Source organism: Amycolatopsis silviterrae, from assembly GCF_042684085.1.
Lineage (GTDB): Bacteria > Actinomycetota > Actinomycetes > Mycobacteriales > Pseudonocardiaceae > Amycolatopsis > Amycolatopsis silviterrae.
The window spans coordinates 39,215-58,303 of sequence record NZ_JBHUKS010000020.1; the positions used below are offsets into that span (position 1 = coordinate 39,215).

At 69.9% G+C, this 19,089-nt stretch carries 15 protein-coding genes; 9 read left to right on the plus strand and 6 right to left on the minus strand.

Annotation, left to right across the window (positions count from 1 at the left end):
- From nirB to ACFSVL_RS27840, 4 genes are read left to right on the plus strand one after another with little or no spacing between them, the layout of a single operon-like run.
- Positions 1-2,505, plus strand: a complete 2,505-nt coding sequence (gene nirB / locus ACFSVL_RS27825) for a nitrite reductase large subunit NirB (RefSeq protein ID WP_378308504.1) — start codon at positions 1-3, stop codon at positions 2,503-2,505.
- Positions 2,502-2,834 (plus strand): nitrite reductase small subunit NirD, encoded by a 333-nt coding sequence (gene nirD, locus ACFSVL_RS27830; protein WP_378308505.1) that lies wholly within the window; start codon positions 2,502-2,504, stop codon positions 2,832-2,834. The genes nirB and nirD overlap by 4 nt, the downstream gene beginning before the upstream one ends.
- A complete protein-coding gene (locus tag ACFSVL_RS27835; protein ID WP_378308506.1) occupies positions 2,831-3,958 on the plus strand; it encodes a uroporphyrinogen-III synthase in 1,128 nt (375 codons plus the stop codon). The genes nirD and ACFSVL_RS27835 overlap by 4 nt, the downstream gene beginning before the upstream one ends.
- 10 nt (positions 3,959-3,968) lie before the next feature.
- Complete coding sequence (locus tag ACFSVL_RS27840; protein WP_378308507.1) at positions 3,969-4,580, plus strand: formylglycine-generating enzyme family protein; 612 nt, start codon at positions 3,969-3,971, stop codon at positions 4,578-4,580.
- Here the strand turns inward: ACFSVL_RS27840 and ACFSVL_RS27845 are convergent.
- From ACFSVL_RS27845 to ACFSVL_RS27855, 3 genes are read right to left on the minus strand one after another with little or no spacing between them, the layout of a single operon-like run.
- Positions 4,577-5,527 carry a squalene cyclase gene (locus tag ACFSVL_RS27845; RefSeq protein WP_378308508.1) on the minus strand — a complete coding sequence of 317 codons (951 nt, stop codon included), beginning with the start codon at positions 5,525-5,527 and terminating at the stop codon, positions 4,577-4,579. The two genes, ACFSVL_RS27840 and ACFSVL_RS27845, sit on opposite strands and share 4 nt — an antisense overlap.
- 21 nt (positions 5,528-5,548) lie before the next feature.
- A complete protein-coding gene (locus ACFSVL_RS27850; RefSeq protein WP_378308509.1) occupies positions 5,549-6,667 on the minus strand; it encodes a DNA glycosylase AlkZ-like family protein in 1,119 nt (372 codons plus the stop codon).
- Positions 6,668-6,678: 11 nt separating this feature from the next.
- Entirely contained in the window at positions 6,679-7,074 is a 396-nt protein-coding gene (locus ACFSVL_RS27855) for a DUF3224 domain-containing protein (RefSeq protein WP_378308510.1), read from the minus strand.
- Between the two features lie 62 nt (positions 7,075-7,136).
- Between ACFSVL_RS27855 and ACFSVL_RS27860 the strand changes: the two genes are divergently transcribed.
- The gene (locus tag ACFSVL_RS27860) at positions 7,137-8,114 is read left to right on the plus strand and encodes a helix-turn-helix transcriptional regulator (protein WP_378308511.1); all 978 of its coding nucleotides are present in this window, start codon (positions 7,137-7,139) and stop codon (positions 8,112-8,114) included.
- A complete protein-coding gene (locus tag ACFSVL_RS27865; RefSeq protein ID WP_378308512.1) occupies positions 8,107-8,913 on the plus strand; it encodes a uroporphyrinogen-III synthase in 807 nt (268 codons plus the stop codon). The genes ACFSVL_RS27860 and ACFSVL_RS27865 overlap by 8 nt, the downstream gene beginning before the upstream one ends.
- On the opposite strand, the gene ACFSVL_RS27870 is transcribed toward ACFSVL_RS27865, so the two are convergent.
- Together ACFSVL_RS27870 and ACFSVL_RS27875 are read right to left on the minus strand one after the other, a co-directional pair.
- A complete protein-coding gene (locus ACFSVL_RS27870) occupies positions 8,910-9,731 on the minus strand; it encodes a siderophore-interacting protein (protein WP_378308513.1) in 822 nt (273 codons plus the stop codon). The genes ACFSVL_RS27865 and ACFSVL_RS27870 overlap by 4 nt on opposite strands.
- 570 nt (positions 9,732-10,301) lie before the next feature.
- Positions 10,302-10,853: a CGNR zinc finger domain-containing protein gene (locus tag ACFSVL_RS27875; protein WP_378308514.1), complete on the minus strand. Its 552-nt coding sequence runs from the start codon at positions 10,851-10,853 to the stop codon at positions 10,302-10,304.
- A gap of 77 nt (positions 10,854-10,930) precedes the next feature.
- Between ACFSVL_RS27875 and ACFSVL_RS27880 the strand changes: the two genes are divergently transcribed.
- The gene (locus tag ACFSVL_RS27880) at positions 10,931-12,052 is read left to right on the plus strand and encodes an epoxide hydrolase family protein (RefSeq protein WP_378308515.1); all 1,122 of its coding nucleotides are present in this window, start codon (positions 10,931-10,933) and stop codon (positions 12,050-12,052) included.
- Between the two features lie 26 nt (positions 12,053-12,078).
- Here the strand turns inward: ACFSVL_RS27880 and ACFSVL_RS27885 are convergent, their stop codons facing one another.
- Entirely contained in the window at positions 12,079-12,423 is a 345-nt protein-coding gene (locus ACFSVL_RS27885; protein ID WP_378308516.1) for an MGMT family protein, read from the minus strand.
- A gap of 116 nt (positions 12,424-12,539) precedes the next feature.
- On the opposite strand from ACFSVL_RS27885, the gene ACFSVL_RS27890 reads away from it, so the two are divergent.
- Both ACFSVL_RS27890 and ACFSVL_RS27895 read left to right on the plus strand, forming a co-directional pair.
- Positions 12,540-15,713 carry an ATP-dependent helicase gene (locus tag ACFSVL_RS27890; RefSeq protein WP_378308597.1) on the plus strand — a complete coding sequence of 1,058 codons (3,174 nt, stop codon included), beginning with the start codon at positions 12,540-12,542 and terminating at the stop codon, positions 15,711-15,713.
- On the plus strand, positions 15,710-19,087 hold the full coding sequence (locus tag ACFSVL_RS27895) for an ATP-dependent helicase (protein WP_378308517.1): 3,378 nt from the start codon (positions 15,710-15,712) through the stop codon (positions 19,085-19,087). The genes ACFSVL_RS27890 and ACFSVL_RS27895 overlap by 4 nt, the downstream gene beginning before the upstream one ends.
- Positions 19,088-19,089: the final 2 nt, after the last annotated feature.

Below are 19,089 nucleotides of genomic sequence, written 5' to 3' on the forward strand. Positions count from 1 at the left end.
ATGCCTACAGTGGTGGTCGCCGGGCACGGCATGGTCGCGCACCGGTTCGTGGAAGCACTTCGTGCGGCAGACTCGGCGGGCGAGTGGCGGGTCGTCGTATTCGGCGAGGAGAACCGTCCCGCTTACGATCGCGTCGCACTGACCTCCTATGTGGACAGTTGGGATCCGGCCGCGCTGGCATTGCCGGGTTCGGATTACGCCGGGGATGACGCGGTCGAGCTTCGCCTCGGCGAGGTGGTCGTGGCGGTGGACCGGGACGCCAAGACGGTGACGACGGCGGCCGGACACGTGCAGCCGTACGACTCGCTGGTGCTGGCCACTGGTTCGCGTCCGTTCGTGCCGCCGGTGCCGGGACGAGATCTGCCGGGCGTCTTCGTGTACCGGACGATCGAAGACCTGGACGCGATTCGTGCCGCGGCTGAGCGGCAAGGGCGTGGTCGTCGGGCGGCAATGGTCATCGGTGGCGGCCTGCTTGGGCTGGAGGCCGCGAAGGCGTTGCGGGACATGGGATTGTCTCCGCACGTGGTGGAGATGGCTCCGCGACTGATGCCGCTGCAGGTCGACGATGGCGGCGGCGGACTGTTGCGACGGCTGATCGCGAACCTGGATGTGACTGTCCACACGGGAACGTCCACGGATGCGATCGAGTCGGACGGCTCGCGGTTGCTGGCTCGGTTGGGCAACGGTACCGAGCTGGACGTCGACCTCGTGGTCTTCTCCGCCGGTGTCCGTCCTCGGGACGACCTGGCGCGGGAGTCCGGTTTGGACCTTGGCGAGCGGGGCGGCGTCCTGGTCGACGCAACCTGTCGTACCAGCGACTCGGCGGTTTACGCGATCGGCGAGTGCGCGGCGGTCGAGGGCCGGGTGTACGGCATCGTCGCCCCCGGGTACGCGATGGCGGAGGTGGTCGCGGCGCAGCTCACCGGCACCACGGCGAGCTTCCCCGAGCCGGACACCGCGACGAAGCTCAAGCTGATGGGTGTGGACGTCGCCAGCTTCGGCGACGCGCACGCGGCTACCGAAGGTGCGTTGGAAGTCGCGGTGAATGACGCCGTGGCCGGGACGTACAAGAAGCTAGTGGTCACCGACGACGGCCGGACGCTGCTTGGCGGGGTGCTGGTCGGTGATGCGGCTGAGTACAACACGTTGCGGGCGTTGGTCGGCCGTCCGTTGCCAGCTGACCCGGGTGCGCTGTTGGCACCGGCCGGTGGCGGTGCGGCGGTCGGTGTGGACGCGCTGCCGGATGAGGCGCAGGTCTGTTCCTGCAATGGGGTTTCCAAGGGTGCGTTGACCCGGGCGATCACCGAGGACTGTTGTGATTCGGTCGGGAAGCTGAAGGCGTGCACGCGGGCGGGAACGTCGTGCGGCTCGTGCGTTCCGATGCTCGCGAAGCTGCTGAACGCGTGCGGGGTCGAGCAGTCGAAGGCGTTGTGTGAGCACTTCGCCCAGTCTCGCGCGGAGTTGTTCGAGATCATCCGTGCGACGCGGATGACGACGTTCAGCGAGGTCGTGAGCCGATACGGCACCGGGACCGGGTGTGCGGTGTGCAAGCCCGCGGTGGCCTCGATTCTGGCGACGCTGGGCAATGGGCACATTCTCGGCGGCGAGCAGGCGGCGCTGCAGGACACGAACGACCGGTTCCTCGCGAACATGCAGCGCAACGGCAGCTATTCGGTGGTGCCGCGAATTCCCGGCGGCGAGATCACGCCGGAGAAGCTGATGGTGATCGCGCAGGTCGCACAGGATTTCGGGCTGTACACGAAGATCACCGGCGGACAGCGGATCGACCTGTTCGGGGCCACTGTGGACCAGCTGCCGGAGATCTGGCGACGGCTGGTCAACGCGGGCTTCGAGTCCGGGCACGCGTACGGGAAGTCCTTGCGGACGGTGAAATCCTGCGTCGGGTCGACCTGGTGCCGATACGGCGTGCAGGACAGTGTCGGGCTGGCGATCGACCTGGAGCTGCGATACCGCGGCCTGCGGTCACCGCACAAGATCAAGGCTGGCGTTTCCGGCTGCGCGCGTGAATGTGCGGAAGCGCGCGGCAAGGACTTCGGCGTGATCGCCACTGAACACGGGTGGAACCTTTATGTCGGCGGCAACGGCGGCGCGACGCCTCGGCATGCCGAACTACTCGTGTCTGATGTGGACACCGAGACGCTGGTGCGCACGATCGACCGGTTCCTGATGTTCTACGTGCGCACGGCGGATCGGTTGCAGCGCACGGCACCGTGGATCGAGGAACTGGACGGCGGGCTCGACCACCTGCGCGCGGTGATCGTGGACGACAGCCTCGGCATCTGCGAGGACCTGGACGCGGCGATGGCGAAACACGTCGAGGGCTACACCGACGAGTGGCGTGGGGTGCTGGAGGATCCGGACAAACTGGCGCGGTTCAGCTCGTTCGTGAACGCGCCGGGGACGCCGGATCCGTCGATCTCGTTCCGGGCGGAGCGGGAGCAGAAGGTCCCGGTGCTGCTGGGAGTTCCGGAGGTGCGGCGATGACCATGACGTCATCTTGGACCGCGGTGTGCGCGGCCGTGGACATCCCGGAATTCTCTGGGGCGGCGGCGCTGGTCGACGGTCAGCAGGTTGCGGTGTTCCATGCTGGCGACGGCTGGTACGCACTGTCCAACTGGGACCCGGTCAGCGGCGCAGCGGTGTTGTCGCGGGGGATCGTCGGCGACGCCGGGGGAGAACCGGTGGTCGCGTCCCCGGTCTACAAGGAACGGTTTTCGCTCCGAAATGGAGAGTGTCTCGACGCGGAAGGCGTTTCGGTGCCGGTGTATCCGGTTCGGGTGCGGGACGGGGTGATCGAAGTGGGCTCGCCGTGACCGAAGTCCGGCCGCTGGCCGGGTTCACAGTGGGAATCACGGCAGCGCGCCGAGCTGAAGAGCTGGGCGCGCTGCTCGTGCGCCAGGGTGCTTCGGTGCGTTATGGGCCAGCGATCCGGATCGTGCCGCTGGCCGACGACACGGAGCTGCACGCGGCCACGATGCGGTTGCTGGAGTCCCCTGTGGACATTGTGGTGGCGACGACCGGGATCGGTTTCCGCGGCTGGATCGAGGCCGCCGAAGGGTGGGGTCTCGGCGAGAAGGTGCTCGATCACCTGTCGAACGCTTCGTTGCTGACCCGCGGTCCGAAGGCGGCCGGGGCGGTGCGGACGGCGGGGCTGGCGGAGGACTATTCGCCCGCGTCGGAAAGCAGCGCGGAACTGTTGCAGTACCTGACTGAGTCCGGAGTGGACGGACGGCGGATCGCGGTGCAGCTGCACGGTGAACCGCTGCCGTACTTCGCGGAGACCCTCCGGCAGTCGGGTGCCGAAGTGATCGAGATCCCGGTGTACCGCTGGGTTGCGCCAGCTGACCCCGGACCGCTCGACCGGCTGCTGGACGCGGTCTTGGAAGGGACGATCGATGCGCTGCCGTTCACGAGCGCGCCCGCTGCCGCGTCCACCGTCGCGATGGCTCGGCGGACTGGTCGGCTCGGCGCGCTGATCGAGGTGTTGAGCAATCGGGTGGTCGTGGCGTGCGTGGGTCCGATCGCGGCCGCGCCACTCGCCTCGCTGGGTGTTCCGACTGTCCAACCGCGACGGTCGCGGATCGGCGCGCTGGCGAGAACCGTCGCGGACGCCTTGGTCACCGCATCGCCGACGCTGTACGCCGCCGGTCATGTGCTGCAGGTACGCGGCACCGGTGCGCTGGTCGACGGCGAATGGCGGGAGGTCGCCCCGGCGCCGATGGCACTCCTGCGCGCCCTCGCCCGGCAGCCCGGCCGGGTGGTCGCGCGTCGTGAGCTGTCCGCCGAGCTTCCGTCCGGCGGCGAAGCCCATGCGGTGGAGACGGCGATCGGCCGGCTGCGGACGTCCCTCGGCGGCGGTGGGCTGGTGCAGACGGTGGTCAAACGCGGCTACCGGCTGGCGGTGGATCCCAGCGACACCCCGGCGTCGATCGGCTAACCTCGGACCGGTGCGGATGGTCCCGATCCCGCCAGGCTCGGTGACGCTCACCGACCGGCGGACAGAACGTAGCTGGACAGTCGACGTGCCCGCGTTCGAGCTGGGCGCGATACCGGTCACTGACGAGCAGTACCGCGATGGCGGAGAGTTGCCCGCCGTCGAAGTGTCCTGGTTGGACGCAGTGCGGTTCTGCAACACACTGTCCGAACGCGACGGATTGCTGCCCGCCTATCGGCTTGACGGCAGCGAAGTGGAGTGGAACCGAGCCGCGTCCGGTTACCGGTTGCCGACTGAAGCGGAATGGGAACACGCTTGCCGAGCGGGGACCGAAGGCCCGCGGTACGGCGATCTGGACGAGATCGCCTGGTACGAAGGCAACTCCGGCGGCCGGCTGCACCCGCCTGGCGAGAAGCGCCCGAACGCCTGGGGTGCTTACGATTTGCTGGGCAACAGCTGGGACTGGTGCTGGGATCTCTACGATCCGGCGGTCTACGGCGAGTACCGGGTCCTCAAGGGCGGCGGCTGGGCGGACGAGCACTGGAGCGTCCGGGTGTCGGTGCGCCGCCGGAGTCACCCGACCTTCCGGGTGGACGACGTCGGCTTTCGCGTCGCCAGGTCCTAGGACTGCGCCGAGTCCCACCAGGACAGAATCCGCGTTCCGTACAGCGTGAGCCACTTCGAGGGCTCCCCGGCCGGGACGTCGACCTCGAACCACATGTCGCCGCGCAATCGCCCGTCCTGCAGCCAGGTTCCGTCCGGCTGCCGGGCGGCGCGAATGCGCTCCACCGCGTCGGCGAGGCGCGGGTCGGGCGGGATATCGTCCACGATAGCGGCCTCGCGGAAGTACTCGACCGCGTTGATCGCGCTGTAGTGCCACCGCACTGGATACGCGAAATGGTCGACCCAGGACGCCACCTGCTCGCCGGTCGAAAGCCGGTACAGCAGACGGCGTTCCAGCAGGTACTCTTCACCGGCACGGCGGGCGGCGTGGGTCTCGTCGGTGCCACCGGTCGCGATGTCGTAGGCGAGCAGGCCTTTCACGGCGTTCAGCGTCGAATGGAAGGACGAGCGTTTAGACCCATCGACCCATTCGCAGTTCCAGCCGCCGTCGGCCATTTGGTGTTCAGGGAACCATTGGGCGAGCCGGGAGACGTCGACACCGAGCCAGCCGCCGTTCGCGAGCGTCCAGGCATTGATGCAGACGTCGACCTCGCCGTCCCAGTACGGCAGATTGTCGTATTCCCACCGGGAATTCTCGGCGATCAATTCGGCGGTGCGGCGATCACGCAGTATCGCCGGGTCCAGGCCCCATTCGCGCAGCGTGTTGAGCGACCAGGTGGTGGCCGTCCACGGCTGCCCGGTGTCCGGGCCGGGCTGGAATTGGGCGGGGAAGAACGCGCCGCCCGCCCACTGTCCGTCCGGGTCCTGGCGCGCGAGGAGCTGCGCGCCGAAGCCCTCGGTCGCGATCTGGTGCCGGGTGGCCGTCCAGACCTCGGGCGGCGCATCCGCTAAGTCCCGTTCGACCTGCCAGCGCAGCGCCGGATCGGAGTCGAGCAGCCATTTCAGCACGTCAAGACTTTAGCGCCGCGGTCAAGCCCAGGTCACGGAAAAGTCCTGGTAGCCGCGTGCGGACGCGGCACGGGCGGCCTCGTCCTCGGCGGCTTGGCGGTCCGCGCGGCGGAGCGGGTCGAATTCGCTGAGCGTGAAGGTCAGCCGCTTGCCGGACGCTTTCGTGCGCCAGACGCCGAGAATCTCGCCGCCGACCAGTAACGCGCCCGGGCTGCCGAGAATTTTCCACACTTCTTTCGCTCGCGCTTTGTCCGGGACGAGCACGGTTTTGTCGCGGCCCTGCGTATACGGGTCGAGCGGAGGCAGAAGACGTACTCCGGCTGGCGACGGCGGGTTTTCTAAGGCGGCTAACCGGTCGGTTGGCAGGAATGCTCGCCGGCCATCCATTTTTACCTCGGTTACCGCCGAGGGCCAGGTCTCCTGTACGCAAGTCTTCGCGGTGCCGGCGAAACCAGCCGCGTCACCCGGCGTCGCGGGACCGTTGAACCGTAAATACTGCTCAAGCACCCGCGAAACCGCCGCCGGAACCGGGCGAGTGGAAAGCCGTCCGCGATTCTCCAACGGCGCGAGCGTCGCCGGAGTCTGCCCGGGTTCGAGCCGCGCGCCGCCGTGCAGGGAAGCGAGCCGCATGAGCTGTTCGTGCACATGGGTCGCATTGCAGCCGCGGCACCAGCGGCTGAACGCGGGCGGCAGCAGTTTCGTGATCTCGGTGCTCACCGCGCCTTTGGTCATCGGCTTGGTGACCACCTTGCGAATCGCGCGCGCGGTGGTGAACAGAACGTCCACAGGAGACACTCCGGCTGCCTGAATGTCTTTCTTCTGCCACAGTATCCGGGCCAGCGCGTCCGGATCGCCCGCCGGGACCAGCGCGGTCACCAGCTCCGGCAGATCCGTGCGCCGGTGGAAATGCGGCGCGCCCCGGTGCGACCACACCAGGGCGAGCCGTTGATCGTCCACAAGCGACTCCGGAGTCACCGGATCCGGCATCCGCGCGGCGAGCGAGAGCAGCGCGGTGTCGCGCATGCTGTCCTGGAGCCCGAGGTCCAGCAGCGGCAGTGCGTACGGATCGGCGACGGAGCGGTGCAGCCCCTGCTCGGCGATCCGGTACGCCAACGCCTGCTCGCGCGAAACGTCCAGCATCCCGACCTCCGTCAGATCGTGTAGTCGAAGGTGTACGACACCGTCGGTTCGCCCAGCACGCCGTGCACCGTGCCGGTGCCGGTGATGCCGGCCAGTTCGCCGGTGCCGGAGCCCGGCACGACCTCGAACGTCGAGCGGATGCTCTTCGGGTCGAAGCCCCACTCCTGCCGGACCACGAACGTGCCGCGGCGGCCGTCGACGGTGCCCTCGAACCGGTCGTAGCCCGGCGACGTGGTCGCGCCGCCGTCGTAGCCCTCGCCCGGGTAGTACAGCAGGTAGTCGCCGGTGGCCGCACCCTGGATCAGGCCGGAGTACTCCATCGCCGCGTGCACGTAGGCGACGCGCGGGCCGCCCTCCTCGCCGCTCGCCACGTGCTCTTCCCACTTCGTCATGCCAAACGTGTTCATGCCGCTTACTCAATCACGCATACCTGCCATCTTGTGTCAGGTATTTCAGTCATACTTCGTGCATGCGTGCCGGCCGTTTGCTCACCGTGCTTCTCCTGCTGCAGAACCGCGGCCGGATGACCGCCGACGAACTGGCCGCTGAGCTGGAGGTTTCGGTCCGGACCGTGTACCGGGACATCGAAGCGCTGTCGGCTTCGGGCGTCCCGGTGTACGCCGACCGCGGCCGCAGCGGCGGCTACCAGCTCGTCGACGGCTACCGGACCCGGCTGACCGGCCTCAACGAGGACGAAGCCCAGTCGCTGGCGCTGGCCGGGCTGCCGGTGGCGGCCGCCGAGCTGGGGCTCGGGACGGTGCTGGCGGCGGCGCAGCTGAAGCTGTACGCCGCTTTGCCGCAGGAACTGCGCAGCCGCGCCGGCCGCGTCGCCGAACGGTTCTACCTCGACGTTCCCGGCTGGCATCGCGGCATCGAAAGCCTGCCGACGCTGTCCGCGGTCGCCGACGCGGTGTGGGCTGCGCGCCGGATCCGCGTCCGGTACGAACGGTGGGGGCAGCGCGAGGTCGAGCGCGTGCTGGAGCCGCTCGGGCTGATCCTCAAGGCAGGCAACTGGTACCTCGCCGCCCGGTGCGAGGGGACCGATCGCACCTACCGGATTTCCCGCATCCATGAGCTGACCGACCTCGGCGAGGAGTTCGAGCGACCGGCGGATTTCGACCTCGCCGGTTACTGGCAGGAGTGGTCTGAGCAGTTCGAACGCCGGATGTACCCCCGAAAGGCGACAGTGCGCCTCTCGCCGCGCGCACAAGCTCTCGTACCGTTCTACGCGGGCAGCGTCGGCGCGCGGGCGCTCCGCGAGGCAGTCGCCGCCGGAGCGGAACCGGACGGCGACGGATGGTTGACGATCGAGCTTCCGGTCGAACCGGGAGAAGCGGCGATCGGCGAACTGCTGCGGTTCGGGCCGCACGCGGAGGTGCTCGCGCCGGAGGACCTGCGGACGGAACTGGCGACGGCGATCCGGGAGATGGGGCAGGCGTATGGGTGAGCTGGACGGGATGCGGATCGGGGTCACGGCCGAACGGCGGGCCGACGACCTGATCGGGGCGCTGCTCCGGCACGGCGCGGAGGTCCGGCACGCGCCGACGATCACGATCGTCCCGCTGGCCGACGATCCCGAGCTGCGCCGCGGCACCGAAGCCGTGCTTGCCGCGCCGGTCGACCTCACGGCGGTCACCACCGGGGCCGGCTTCCGCGGCTGGCTCGACGCCGCCGAAGGCTGGGGCCTCCGCGCGGCGCTGCTGGACGCGCTGGCCGGGTCGCGCATCTTCGCGCGCGGGCCGAAAGCGGTCGGTGCGGTGCGTGGCGTCGGCCTGCGCGAGGAGTACGCGGCGCCCGGCGAGACCAACGACGAGCTGTTCGGCGCGCTGACCGACGCCGGTGTCGACGGCACGCGAGTCGCGGTTCAGCTGCACGGCGCGCCGCTGCCGGAGTTCACCGATCCGCTCGCCGCAGCCGGCGCGTCGGTGCTCGCCGTGCAGCCTTACCGCTGGCACACGCCGCCGGATCCGCAGCCGGTGTTCTCGTTGATCCACGAAGTGCTGTCCGGAGAACTGGCCGCGTTGGTGTTCACCAGCGCCCCGGCCGCGACGAATTTCCTGACGCTCGCCGACGAGTCCGGGCGCGGCGCGGAGCTGCGCGAGACCCTGCGCGGTGGCACGGTCGTCTGCGCGTGCGTTGGTCCGGTTACCGCTGCGCCGTTGGAGGCAGCCGGGATCCGCACGCTACAGCCTGAGCGTCAGCGGCTTGGCGCGTTGGTGAAGCTAGTGGTCGCGAAGCTCGGTTAAGACGCTTCGGCCCGCTCTCGTCCGACAGCTTCTTCGCTGAGCCCTTGTCGCCAGTAGCCGGTGAAGCAGATAGCGGTCTTGTCGAAGCCACGCTCGCGGACAAGGTGTCGTCGAACGAGCTTCACGACGCCTGCTTCGCCGGACACCCACGCGTACGGCGTGCCGTTGGGCAGCTCGGCCGCGCGTACGGCCTCTACGAGCGCTTCGCCGTGCGTACGGTCCCCTCGGACGACCCAGTGCACTTCGACCGCACCGTTGGTCTCGAAGGTCTGTCGCTCCGCGCGGTCCGGGATCTCGACGTACACCGACGCGCGCGTCGACTGCGGCAGCCTTTCGAGGATCCCGCCGATCGCCGGCAACGCTGTTTCGTCGCCGACCAGCAGCTGCCACGTCGTGCCGTCGGGCACCTCGTACAGCCCGTGCGGGCTGAGGAACGCGACGCGGTCGCCGACCTCCGCCTGCCCGGCCCACGTCGACGCGGGTCCGCTGCTTTCCTCGTGCAGCACGAAGTCGACGTCCACCTCGCCGGTCTCCGGACGCGCCGCGCGCACTGTGTACGTCCGCATCGGCGGCCGGATGTCGTCGGGCATCGCGAGGTACCGGCGATACCAGGACATGACGTCGCCGTCGCCCACCTCGCCCGGCGGCAGCTGCGGCTCCTCCTGGCCGGGGAGGGGGAAGAACACCTTCACGTACGCGTCCGGCGCCGCCGGGTCCGTCGCCGCGAGCCCCGCGCAGTCGAAGGTGATCCGAGCCATGTGCGGGGTGATCCGGCGGACGGCGGTGACCTTGCCGGGATGGTAAGTCAGGACGCTCATTAGGTCAGGCTAACCTAAAGCGCGGGTGGTGGGCTATGGCTGGGGAGGATGGCGGATGCCACGCTTTTCCGGCACTGGGCGGCGGGTCCGGACCGTGCTGGCTGGCGGGGTTGGCTGGCCGGGGTTCGGGCCGTGCTGGTTGGCGGGCTCGGCTCGCCGGGGTCCGGACCGTGCTGGCTGGCGGGCTCGGCTCGCCGGGGTTCGGAGGGTGCTGGCTGGCTAGCCGGGGCTCGGATGCAATGCCAGGGACTTAAGGCGGCGCTATGGGTGCGGCTGAGGCGTGTTCGCCCAGGCCGAGGCGGCTGGCGGACCGGGTTGGCCTGCGCGGGCGGCGGGAGCTGGGGTGTGTCTGTGAGGGACACCCTGGGGGAATCTGATTCCCTCAGGGGTCCCCTCACGGACGTGAAGTATGGGGCGTTACGGCATTAATCGGGTATTTCGCTGACATGGGTGTCCTTTATGGACGGTCAGCAGGCTGAAGCCGCCCATCAGCGACCCGGAAGTGACCCGCGGTCGGCGAGGCGGCCTGCCCATCGAGGACCGCGTCGATGATGGTGCCGGTGCGGACGCTCAGCCCGGACTACGCCGACTCCGATAAGCCGCGACGCTGGCCCGGTGCGCGCAGGTCCGGGTGCAGTACTGCTTCGAGCCGTTTCGGGACAGGTCCACAAAGGTGGCCCGGCAGTTCAGCCCGGCGCACACGCCGAGCCGATCCGGGCCGAGCGTGGCGATCACGGCCGCCAGCGCACTGAGCGTGGTCGCGGCCAGGTGCGCTGTGACGCGGTCGGTGTCGGAAGTGACCTCGGTCCACCAGCGGCCGTTCTCGTGGCGTAGCTCCGGGGTAGCTCGGCTGCGGCGGAGACCGTCGTTGAGCAGGCTCGCCGCCCCGGCCGCGTCGGTGCTCGCTCGTTCGAGCACGTCACGCACCGTCTCGCGCAACGCGCGGGCCTCCGTCAGGTCAGCGCGGGTGAGCCCGGCCTCCGCGGCCGGACCGTGGGCGTCCAGGAAATCCCGGAGCTGCTCCACGGTCTGGAGCGAGTCCTCGCCCTTGACCGGCCGCAGGGTGTTGGCGAGAGCGACGGCCGTCTCGACCGCCGACGAGCTGTAACACGCATCAGCCATTTGACAGGTCACCCCACGCCTTCATACGGTGATACTCATACCCGCTCTTACGTGTCACACGGTACCGGGAGCCCGCCATGGCCGCCGAGCCATTTGAAGTCAGCGTCACCGACGCCGAGATCGCGGACCTTCGTGCCCGGCTGAGCCGGACGCGGTGGCCCGAGCCCGAGCCGGTGGACGACTGGTCGCAGGGGGTGCCGCTGGCTTACGCGCGGGAGCTGTGCCGCAGCTGGGCCGAGGACTACGACTTCGGGTTCGCCAAGCGGCTCAACGCCTTCCCGCAGTACCGCGACACGGTCGACGGGCTGGGCATCCACTTCCTGCACGTCCGCTCGCCGGAGCCGGGGGCGTTCCCGCTGGTGCTCACGCACGGGTGGCCGGGTTCGGTGCTCGAGTTCCTGGAGGTCCTCGGCCCGCTGACCGATCCGCGCGCGTACGGCGGCGACCCGGCGGACGCGTTCCACGTGGTCGCGCCGTCGTTGCCGGGCTACGGCTGGAGCGACAAGCCGTCGACGACCGGATGGGGCGTCCCTCGCATCGCGCGCGCCTGGGACACGTTGATGGTGTCGCTGGGGTACGAGCGTTACGGCGCGCAGGGCGGCGACTGGGGTTCGGCGGTGTCCGGCGCGCTGGGCGAGGTGGCGCCCGAGCGGGTTGCCGGCGTGCACCTGAACCTGGGGTCCGTGGCGGCGGGCGCCTTCTCCGACCCGACGCCTGCGGAGCTGGCGAACCTCCAGGCCGAGAAGGAGTTCCAGCGCACCGGCCGCGGGTACTCTGCGCTGCAGGCGACCCGGCCGCAGACCCTCGGCTACGCCCTCACCGACTCCCCGGCCGGTCAGGCTGCCTGGATCGCCGAGAAGTACTGGGCGTGGACGGATCGCCAGGGCGGTCCCGAGGACGCGTTGCCGCGGCAGAAGATCCTCGACGAGATCTCGGTCTACTGGTTCACCGCGTCGGCCACGTCGTCGGCGCGCCTGTACTGGGAGAGTTTCGCCAATTTCCGGGACCCGGTCACCGCGCCCGCCGGGTTGTCGGTCTATCCGCGCGACATCACCCGCCCGTCGCGGAGGGAGGCCGAGCGGCGGTTCACCGATCTGCGCTGGTTCGAGGAGCTGCCGCGCGGTGGGCACTTCGCCGCGTTGGAGGAGCCGGAGTCGCTGGTCGAGCAGGTGCGCGGCTTCTTCCGCCTCGTTCGCTGACCGAAGGTCGCCGGCGGGGGCTGCGGCTAGAACAAGCTGGGCGGTTCGTCCGCGGCCCGGGGCTCGTCGTCGGGCTCGGCGCCGTCCGGTCGCCAGCGGTACTTCCGCAGGTCCACCTTCTCGCCGTCCGCCAGCACGCCCTCGGCGCGCAGCCGCTCCAGCTGTTCGTGCAGCAGATGCGGCGCGGGGGTCCCGTTCGCGCGGAGGATGCGGTGCCAGGGCAGGTCGTGGCCGTCCTCGGCGAGGGCGCGGCCGACCAGGCGGGGCGAGGGGGCGCCGGAGAGCGCTGCGACGTCGCCGTACGTCGCGACTGTCCCCGCCGGTACGTCGGCGATGACTGCGCGTATCCGCTCGTGCAGTTCGTCGTTCATAGCCCGCCAGATGATAGTCCCGCCGAGGGGTGTGCCGGTGCGCCACCCGGGTGAGCGGGCATGGTTCCATCGCTGATGTGCACGTGCGGAGAGCGGGAAACGGGCAGGCGCGGCTGGTGCGCCCGCCGGTCCCCGCCGCACCCACGTTCGCCTGGGACGAGGACGCCCGCAGGCTGCTGTCGGCTCCCGCCGGGTTCCGCCGGGTGCTCGGCGGCCCGGGCACCGGCAAGACGGCGCTGCTCGCCACCGCCGCCGCGCGCCGGATCGCGGAGGGGGCGGATCCGGAGAGCGTGCTGCTGCTCACGACGTCCCGCCGGGCGGCCGACGCGTTGCGGGCCGACCTCACCCGGCGGCTCACCTCGGATCCGGACCAGGAATCCCCGCTGCCGCGCACGGTGAGTGAACCGCTCGTGCGCACCGTGCATTCGTACGCGTTTTCCTTGCTGCGCCTGGAAGCTCGCGCCGAGGAGCTGCCGCCGCCGCGGTTGCTGGCCGGGGCGGAGCAGGACGTCGTCGTGCGCGAGCTGCTGGAGGGCGACCTGGAGGAGGGCGCGACCGGGTGGCCGGAGCAGCTGCGGCCCGCGCTGACCGTGCCGGGGTTCGCCGAGGAGCTGCGCGACCTGCTGATGCGGGCGGCCGAGCGCGGGCTCGGGCCGGAGGATCTGACCGAACTCGGGCATCGGCATGATCGGGAAGAGTGGGTCGCCGCGGGGCATTTCTGGGCGCAGTACGAGGAGGTCACGCAGCTGCAGGGGGCCGGCGGCAACGCGCTGGGGCTGCCCGCCGCGCCCGCGCTGGATGCCGCCGAGCTGGTCACGTCGGCGTTGCTCGCGCTGGAGGACGACGACGAGCTGCGCGAACGCGAGCGGGGCCGGGTCCGGCACCTGTTCGTGGACGACGCGCATCACCTGGATCCGTTGCAGGTCCAGCTGATCCGTTCGATCGGGCACACCGCGGAGGAGTTCGTGGTGGCCGGCGATCCGGACCAGTCGGTGTTTTCCTTCCGCGGCGCGGACCCGAAGCTGTTCGCCGATTCCGACAACGACGGCGACCGGACGGTCATGCTGACCACCTCGCACCGGCTCGCTCCGACGATCCGGACGGCGGTCGCGAAGCTCGGCGCGACGCTGCCCGGTGCTTCCGCGCATCGCAAACTTGTTACGCCGAAAGGGAAACGCGGCGGCAAGGTGCGGGTCCGGCTGATGCCGACTCCGGCGGGCGAGGCGAGCTGGATCGCGGACCAGCTGCGTCGCGCGCATCTCATGGACGGGGTGCCGTGGTCGGAAATGGCGGTGCTGGTGCGGTCGCCGGCGCGGACTTTCCTGGTGCTGCAACGGGCGTTGCGGGCGGCGGGGGTGCCGATCGGTTCGGCCACTGAAGAATTGCCGTTGGCGAAACACTCCGCGGTACGGCCGTTGCTGGCGGTGCTGCGGATCGCGGCGGAGCCCGAGCTGCTGGACGTCGACATCGCCGAGATGCTGCTGTCCTCGTCGCTCGGCGGGGCGGACCCGTTGGCGTTGCGGCGGTTGCGGCGCGGCCTCCGGCGGCTGGAGCTGGCTGGCGGCGGGCAGCGGTCGAGCGACGAGCTGCTGGTGGAAGCGTTGCGGGGCGGGGACATTCTCGTTGGTCTGGCCGACAACGAGTCGCTGCCGGTCCGCCGCGTCAGCAGTCTGCTGAGCGTCACGCACCAGGCGGTGAGCCGAGGTGAAGGCGTCGAGCAGGTGCTGTGGGAGCTGTGGCAGGCGAGCGGGCTGCAGGAACGGTTGCTGCGCATGGTGGATCGCGGCGGGTCGCTCGGTGCGCAGGCGGATCGCGACCTGGACGCTGTGGTGGCGTTGTTCGATTCGGCGGGTCGGTATGTCGACCGGTTGCCGAGGGCGAGTGTCGCGGCGTTCGCGGATTACCTGTCGTCGCAAAACATCGCGGGGGACACGCTCGCTCCGGCCGCTATCCCGGGTGAAGGGGTTTCACTGCTTACCGCGCACGCGTCGGCGGGTCGCGAGTGGACAGTGGTCGCGGTCGCCGGGGTGCAGGAAGGCGCGTGGCCCGACTTGCGGCTGCGCGGGTCGTTGCTGGGCGTGGAGCGGCTGGTCGACCTGCTGTCCGGAGTGGACGAACACGACAAGGTGTCCGCGATCGCGCCGATTCTCGCCGAGGAACGACGGCTGTTCTACCTCGCGGCGAGCCGGGCGCGCCGGACGTTGCTGGTCACCGCGGTGGCCGGAGAGGACGAGCAGCCGTCCCGGTTCCTCGACGACCTTGAGGAGAACGGCGCGGACGACGGCATGCTCGATTCCCGGATGAAGCCGCCGGGCCGGTCGCTCGTGCTGGCCGAACTGGTCGGCGAGCTGCGCGAGGTCGTGTGCGACGACAAGGCGGATCCGGAACGGCGGAGGCGTGCGGCGAAACAGCTCGCCCGGCTGGCCGCGGCCGGGGTCCCGGGCGCGCATCCGGACACCTGGTACGGGCTGCTGGAAGCGTCCACTGAGGACCCGGTGCACGGGCCGGGCGATCTCATGCGGATCTCGCCGTCCACTGTGGAGATTCTGGTGAAGTGCCCGCTGCGCTGGCTCATCGAGCGGCACGGGGGGAGCGATCCGGCGCAGCTGGCGGCGGTGACCGGGACGCTGGTGCACGGTCTGGCGCAGGCGATCGCGGGCGGCAGCACTGAGGAGCAGATCCAGGCCGCGCTGGAAGAAGCGTGGGTGCGCGTGGACGCGGGGGCGCCGTGGTTTTCCCGGCGTGAACGGTCCCGGGTGGAGCAAATGCTGCGCAACTTCGTGTCGTGGCTGGAAATGTCGCGGCGCGAGCTGATCGAGGCCGGGGTCGAGCAGGACATCGAAGTCGAGTTGCCGATGGGTGACGAAGAGGTGCGCGTGCTGCTGCGCGGCCGGGTCGACCGGGTGGAGATGGACAAGGACGGCCGCCCGGTGATCGTGGACATCAAGACCGGCAAGGTTCCGGTGTCCAGTGCGGACGCGGAGAAGCACCCGCAGCTCGCCGCGTACCAGCTGGCGGTGCTGCTGGGTGCGGTCGAGGGCAAGAACACTCCTGGCGGCGCGAAGCTCGTGTATGTCGCGAAGGGAAACAACAAAACCGGGGCCACGCAACGGGATCAGCCACCGATGGACGAGGACAGCGGGCGCGAGTGGCTGGACCTCGTCCGGTCGGCCGCGGCTGCCGCGGTCGGCCCGGACTACCAGGCGCACGAGAACGCCGACTGCGACCGCTGTCCGGCGCGCGGGTGCTGCCCGTTGCGTCCGGAAGGCCGCCAGGTGACCGGACCGTGAGCCCGGTGGTTGTCGCCAACCCCGTCGGACCCGCGGAAATCGCTGACGCACTGGGGTTGCATCGCCCGACGCCCGAGCAGGCGACCGTGATCGCGTCGCCGGTCGAGCCGTCGCTGGTCGTCGCGGGCGCGGGCGCGGGGAAGACCGAAACCATGGCCGCGCGCGTGGTCTGGTTGGTGGCCAACGGAATCGTGAGCCCGGAACGGGTGCTCGGCCTGACTTTTACCCGGAAAGCCGCGCGACAGCTCGGTGAACGGGTGCGCGCACGGCTGCGGCGGCTCGCTGGTTCCGGGCTGCTGGAGCGGATCGATCCGTCGGGCGCGCTGCGGGCCACCGTGGTCGCGGGCGAGCCGACGGTGCTGACTTATCATGCGTATGCCGGGCGGTTGCTGTCGGAACACGGTTTGCGGTTGCCGGTGCAGCCTGGCGTCCGATTGCTGTCGGAGACTTCGTCGTGGCAGCTCGCGCATCGCGTGGTGTCCACTTGGGACAATGACCTGGACACTGACCGAGTGCCGCCGACGGTGACCGCGCAGCTGCTCGCGTTGGCGGGCGAACTTGGCGAGCATCTGATTTCGACGGAGAAGCTCGCGCGGTACACCGAGTGGTTGTGCGAGATCATCGAGAATGCTCCGCGTGCTAAGGGACAGCGCGCGTCGCTGCCGGTGAAGCTGCAGGAAGTGCTGGCGGCGCAACGGTTTCGGCTCGCGCTGCTGCCGCTGGTCGAGGACTACCACCGGCGCAAACGGGCGGAAGGCGCGCTCGACTTCGCGGACCAGATGTCGCTCGCGGCGCAGCTCGCCGACGGATATCCGGCGGTCGTCGCGGGGGAGCGCGAGCGGTACGGGGCGGTGCTGCTGGACGAATACCAGGACACCGGGCACGCGCAGCGAGTGTTGCTGCGGTCGTTGTTCGGCGGCGTCGACCATCCGCCGATGCCGGTGACCGCGGTCGGCGACCCTGCGCAGGCGATTTACGGCTGGCGTGGCGCGAGCGCGGCGAACCTGCCCCGGTTCACCACGGACTTCCCGCGCCGAGGCGCGGAACGGCTCGAAACCGCGCACGAATTCGGGCTGCTGACGAGTTTCCGCAATCCGCCGGAAATCCTGGAGCTGGCGAACGCGATCTCGGAACCGTTGCGGCAGCGCGGACTCGGCGTCGAACGGCTCCGCGCGCGAGACGGGGCCGGTCCGGCGGACATCGCGGTCGCCTTGCTGCCGGACGTGCGCGCGGAACGCGAGTGGGTCGCCGACGCGATGGCGCAACGTTGGCATGCGGAGAAAGAAGAATCCGGCAAGCCGCCGACCGCTGCCGTGCTGGTGCGCCGCCGCGCGGACATGGCGCCGATCGCAGCGGAAATGCGGATGCGCGGGCTGCCGGTGGAGGTCGTCGGGCTCGGCGGATTGCTGGATGAACCAGAAGTCGCCGACCTGGTGTCGACGCTGCGGGTGCTCGCCGATCCGCTGGCCGGCAGCGCGGCGGCCCGGCTGCTGACTGGGGCGCGCTGGCGGATCGCGGCGGCGGACGTCGCGGCGTTGTGGCGGCGGGCCAACGAACTCACCTCGCCCGAGCCGCGCGCACAGGAGGGCGAGGAACCGGAACTGGTCGCCGAACGCGCGGAACAGGCCGGTCTGATCGACGCCGTCGACGAACCCGGCGCGCCGGAGCGCTATTCCGCCGACGGGTACCGCCGAATTCGCCGAATAGGCGCGGAGCTGACCGCGTTACGCCGTCGGCTGGATCAGTCGCTGCCGGAATTGGTGGCGGACGTCGAACGCACGATGCTGCTTGACGTCGAATCGCTCGCTCGTCCTGGTTCGGCCGGGCGAGCGCATCTGGACGCGTTCGCCGAAGTCGTCACCGACTACGCGGAAACCGCGCCGACCGCCACTCTGTTGTCCTTTGTGGACTACCTGAATACCGCGGCGCACGCGGAAGACGGCTTGACACCGGGTGAAGTGCAGGTGGTTCCGGATCGCGTGCAGGTGCTCACGGTGCACTCCGCCAAGGGGCTGGAATGGGAAGTCGTGGCTGTTCCGCATCTGGTCGCCGAGGTGTTTCCGGGCAAACGGCGTTCGTCGTCCTGGCTGCGTACTTCCACTGCGCTGCCCGCGCATTTGCGTGGTGACGCGGCGGATCTGCCGAAGCTGCACGTCGCGGAAGGCTATGACCGCAAGGAAGTGCAGGAAGCGCTGGAACTGCACGAGGAAGGGTTCGTCGCGCGCGAAGCTGATGAAGAACGACGGCTGTGTTACGTCGCGCTGACCCGTTCCGAACGAGCGCTGCTCGTTTCCGGGCATTGGTGGAACGAGAGCAGCACGCGGGCGAAAGGGCCGTCGATCTTTCTGTCCGAGATCGCCGAGGTGATGGGCGAGGCCGATCCTCCGCTGGGTGTGGTGGACGCGTGGGCGGACGAGCCGGCCGAGGGCGACGAGAACCCGTTGGTCGCCGATTCCCGGACGGCGAAATGGCCGGTCGATCCGCTGGGCGACCGGCGGTCCGGCGTCGCCAGCGGGGTGGACCTGCTGCTGGCGGAAATGGCTGCCCTGGAAGAAGAACCGGAGCCGGAACCCGAATCCGAGCCGCTTCCGGCGGCCGACGACGACGAAATCCCGCTGCCGCCGGAACCCGAAGAAGAAGACGAGTACCTGCCGGACGACTACCCCGAAGACGACGAGGACGTCATCGATCCGGAAGATCCCGACGGCTGGGCCGCCGACACCGACGTCCTGCTCGCCGAACGCGCCCGCTCGCAATCCACTGTGGACCGGGTCGCGCTGCCCGCACAGCTGAGCGTGAGTCAACTCGTGGATCTGGCGTCCGATGCGGACGCTCTCGCGCAACGCCTGCGTCGCCCGCTTCCGTTGCCGCCCAACACGTTCGCCCGTCGCGGCACCGCGTTCCACACCTGGCTGGAGCAACGGTTCTCCGGAGACCGGCTCCTGGAGATCGACGACCTCCCGGGTGCGGCCGACGTCGGCGAGGCCCCGGACAGCGATTTCGAGGCCCTGCAAGAGGCTTTCGAACGCAGTGAATGGGCCGACCGGGTCCCGGTGGCGGTGGAGGTGTCGTTCTCCGCGGACGTCGAAGGCATCACCCTGCGCGGCCGGATGGACGCGGTGTACGCGGATCCCGACGGCGGCTGGACAGTCGTGGACTGGAAAACCGGCTCCGTCCCGTCCGAGGAACGGTTGCCGGCACTGGCCATTCAGCTCGGCGCGTACCGGCTGGCGTGGGCGGCGCTGAAGAAAGTCCCGGTGGAACGGGTCCGCGCGGCGTTCCACTATGTCCGACATGGACACACGCTGCGCCCGGCGGATCTGCTGGACGCGGAAGGCCTGCGCGCCTTGCTGCGCAACGTTCCGCAGGAGTAGCG

Coding starts and splice junctions, on each gene's coding strand:
- ACFSVL_RS27850 (WP_378308509.1), bottom strand. CDS start 6,667: ATGCTGGACGTTTCGCGCGAGCAGGCGTTGGCGTACCGGATCGCCGAG.
- ACFSVL_RS27875 (WP_378308514.1), bottom strand. CDS start 10,853: ATGGCTGATGCGTGTTACAGCTCGTCGGCGGTCGAGACGGCCGTCGCT.
- ACFSVL_RS27865 (WP_378308512.1), top strand. CDS start 8,107: ATGGGTGAGCTGGACGGGATGCGGATCGGGGTCACGGCCGAACGGCGG.
- nirB (WP_378308504.1), top strand. CDS start 1: ATGCCTACAGTGGTGGTCGCCGGGCACGGCATGGTCGCGCACCGGTTC.
- ACFSVL_RS27860 (WP_378308511.1), top strand. CDS start 7,137: ATGCGTGCCGGCCGTTTGCTCACCGTGCTTCTCCTGCTGCAGAACCGC.
- nirD (WP_378308505.1), top strand. CDS start 2,502: ATGACCATGACGTCATCTTGGACCGCGGTGTGCGCGGCCGTGGACATC.
- ACFSVL_RS27870 (WP_378308513.1), bottom strand. CDS start 9,731: ATGAGCGTCCTGACTTACCATCCCGGCAAGGTCACCGCCGTCCGCCGG.
- ACFSVL_RS27855 (WP_378308510.1), bottom strand. CDS start 7,074: ATGAACACGTTTGGCATGACGAAGTGGGAAGAGCACGTGGCGAGCGGC.
- ACFSVL_RS27880 (WP_378308515.1), top strand. CDS start 10,931: ATGGCCGCCGAGCCATTTGAAGTCAGCGTCACCGACGCCGAGATCGCG.
- ACFSVL_RS27885 (WP_378308516.1), bottom strand. CDS start 12,423: ATGAACGACGAACTGCACGAGCGGATACGCGCAGTCATCGCCGACGTA.